2 protein-coding genes are annotated in these 3,021 nt (G+C 59.7%); both read right to left on the bottom strand.

Going from position 1 to position 3,021, the window contains the following annotated elements:
- Positions 1-74: 74 nt before the first annotated feature.
- Entirely contained in the window at positions 75-2,036 is a 1,962-nt protein-coding gene (locus tag ACRESJ_RS25800; RefSeq protein WP_431760392.1) for an FAD-dependent oxidoreductase, read from the bottom strand.
- A gap of 224 nt (positions 2,037-2,260) precedes the next feature.
- Positions 2,261-2,872: a hypothetical protein gene (locus ACRESJ_RS25805; RefSeq protein ID WP_431760393.1), complete on the bottom strand. Its 612-nt coding sequence runs from the start codon at positions 2,870-2,872 to the stop codon at positions 2,261-2,263.
- Positions 2,873-3,021 lie beyond the last annotated feature (149 nt).

A 3,021-nucleotide genomic window follows, 5' to 3' on the forward strand; every position in this document is an offset into this window, starting at 1 on the left:
TCAAAAGATCGCAGCCTGCGGCAGCTCCTACAGGGTCCGTGATTTGAATTTAAAGGCCCGGAGTATAAACAGCCTCAAAGCTCCCACGCGACTTTCAGTCCTTCGTAGATCGCTTCTTCAGCCGTACGCGGGGCCAGGCAATCGCCGATGCGGCGAAACTCCACCAGGCCTTGCAGCTCGGCACCCAATGTATCCACCGGTTGATGGCCCTGGCACAGCACCAGGGTATCGATGTTTTCCATCAGCATCGGCTCCCCACTGGCGGTGTGTTGCAGGTAGACCGTGTTGTCGTCGCAGCCATACAAACGGGCGTAAGGCGTGATCGGAACGCCCAGTTTGTGCAGTTCGCCCGCCAGTTGATCGCGCACGTACAGCGGCAGGTTCTCCCCGCAATGTGTGCCGTTGACCGCCAGTTGCACTTGATGCCCGGCGCGGGTCAGGCGCTCGGCGATGCCGGGGCCGATCCAGTCACAGCGCCAGTCGACTACCACCACGGAACGACCGATTTTTACTTCATCGCGCAGCACCTGCCAGGCGTCCACGACCTGAAATTCGCCGCCGCGTTCAAAAGGCGGCCAGTACGGCGCTGCACCGGTGGCGACGATCACCATGTCCGGTTTTTCCTGTTCCACCAGCGCGCGGTCGACCCGGGTGTTGCGCACCACGCGCACGCCGGCCAGTTCCATTTCTCGTTGCAGGTTGGTGCTGGCACCGCCGAACTCACTGCGACGAGGCAGTAATTGCGCGAGCAGTACCTGACCACCCAGTTGCGAGCTGGCCTCGTACAACGTGACTTCATGTCCACGTTGTGCGGCGACGGCAGCGGCTTTCATGCCGGCCGGTCCACCCCCAGCGATCATGATGCGTTTGCGCCGTACCGCAGGTTGTCGCTGGCCGAAGATCAGTTCGCGACCGGTTTCCGGGTGCTGGATGCAGGAAATCGGCAAGCCCTTGTGAAAGTGGCCGATGCACGCCTGATTGCAGGCGATGCACGCCCGAACGTCCTCGGTATGGCCGCTATCGGTCTTGTTGGGCATTAGCGGATCGCAGATCAGCGCCCGGGTCATGCCACAGACATCGGCTTGACCTCGGGCCAGGATAAGTTCGGCTTCCTGGGGCTGGTTGATGCGCCCGGTGACAAACAATGGAATGTTCAGGCTCGCCTTGAATGTCCCGGCTTCCTTGGCCAGATACGCCGCTTCGATCGCCATCGGCGGCACGATATGCACCGCGCCACCCAACGAGGCCGAAGTGCCGGCGACGATGTGCACGTAATCCAGTTCGGCTTGCAGCGATTGCACGGCGGCCAACGATTCGTCTTCGGTCAGGCCCTCGGGATCACGCTCATCCGCGGAGATGCGCAGGCCGATGATGAACTGTTCGTCAGTGACGAGCCGAATCGCCGCGATCACTTCCCGCAGGAAACGCAGACGCTGCTCAAGGTCGCCGTTGTAATCGTCGGTACGGCGGTTGACCCGTGGATTGATGAATTGCGCCGGCAGGTAGCCGTGGCTGGCCACCACTTCCACGCCATCGATACCCGCCTGATGCAAGCGCCGGGCAGCGGCGGCATATCCTTCGACAATCTCGTTGATCATCGGCTGATCCAGCGCCCGCGGCATCACCCGGAAGCGCTCGTTGGGCACCGCCGAAGCGGAGTAAGCCACCGCCAGCTGGCCATCACTTGACTCCATGATTTCCCGCCCCGGATGGAACACCTGCGACAACACCACGGTGCCGTGGGCATGGCAGGTCTGCGCCAGTTGGCGATAACCCTCGATGCATTCATCGTCCGTGGCCATCAGCACGTGGGAGGTGTAACGCGCGCTGTCATGCACGCCGGCCACTTGCAGCACGATCAGCCCGACACCGCCTTCGGCGCGCGCCCGGTGATAGGCGATCAGTTGTTCATTGACCAGGTTGTCGGTGGGCATCGAGGTGTCATGACCGCTGGACATGATGCGGTTTTTCAGGCGCTTGCCGCGGATCTGCAAGGGTTCGAACAGGTGCGCGAAGGCAGGTGTCGAGGTGGGCATGGTGCGGGTACTCCAGGCAGGCTGACCTGTAGGAGCGAAGCTTGCTCGCGATGGATCTGAGCGCGGCGCGTTCGTCCAGAGAACACGCGTTATCGTTAACGTCCATCGCGAGCAAGCTCGCTCCTACAAAGGCAACGGGTTTTTGGCGTTGTTATTATTTGCCTATGGAAATTTACCTGTAGTAAAAAATCAATCTAATTATTTACTTGATGGAAGTTGGTCTCTCAGAGACAAGGCTGGATAACCTGTTTAAGCCCGTCATTGTTTTCCGGTAATGAGAACTCAGCAGTCAGGGGTTTGGCGCCTGCCTTGGCCGGGACCAACGAGAGTTTCAGCGGCTGGCCGCGCGAAGCATCGCTCGCCCAATAGGCCAGCTCATCACGCGGGAGGTGAGTTTCGATCGCAAAAATGGAGCCGACCTGGAAAGCCCCGGCAGAGGTCCAAAAACCGGATACCCGGTATTCGCCAGCGGGGCGATTTCCAGTGGTTATGTGCAAGGGGCCGTTGGCAGTGGCGTCCGGACCTTCGAAAGGATCGCTGTGAAAACCCAGGGAGTGTGGTGCGATCTGCAGCGTTACGCCTGCGCCTTGAGTTTGAGGATGGCAACTGATCTGGAGGGTCGCCTTGACGTGGTATTCGCCGTAAGCGCTGTCGCCGAAGGTGCGCGCAGTCAGCATGGGATTTTCGGCATAGGGTTGCTCAAGCAACCAGACGGGGTGCATCGGGCGGATGATTCGATCCACTTGCGCCGGCGTGTTATCAGACTGCGCATGTGTGGCGAATGTAGCCAGTGATGCAAGTAACAGGGCTTGAGTGGTGCGAAGGGAGCCAATCATGGAGTTTTTTCCGCGTGCTGGACTGTCCAGAATAGGAGGAAATCAACATCCAGTCGTTTCAAACCCTGTAAGTGGATTTTTAGCGCCGGGATATAGGGACTGACCGCATTCACCTGTAGGAGCCGCCGCAGGCTGCGATCTTTTGATCT

The organism is Pseudomonas sp. (assembly GCF_050739655.1).
Classification (GTDB): domain Bacteria; phylum Pseudomonadota; class Gammaproteobacteria; order Pseudomonadales; family Pseudomonadaceae; genus Aquipseudomonas.

Coding starts and splice junctions, on each gene's coding strand:
- ACRESJ_RS25800 (WP_431760392.1), bottom strand. CDS start 2,036: ATGCCCACCTCGACACCTGCCTTCGCGCACCTGTTCGAACCCTTGCAG.
- ACRESJ_RS25805 (WP_431760393.1), bottom strand. CDS start 2,872: ATGATTGGCTCCCTTCGCACCACTCAAGCCCTGTTACTTGCATCACTG.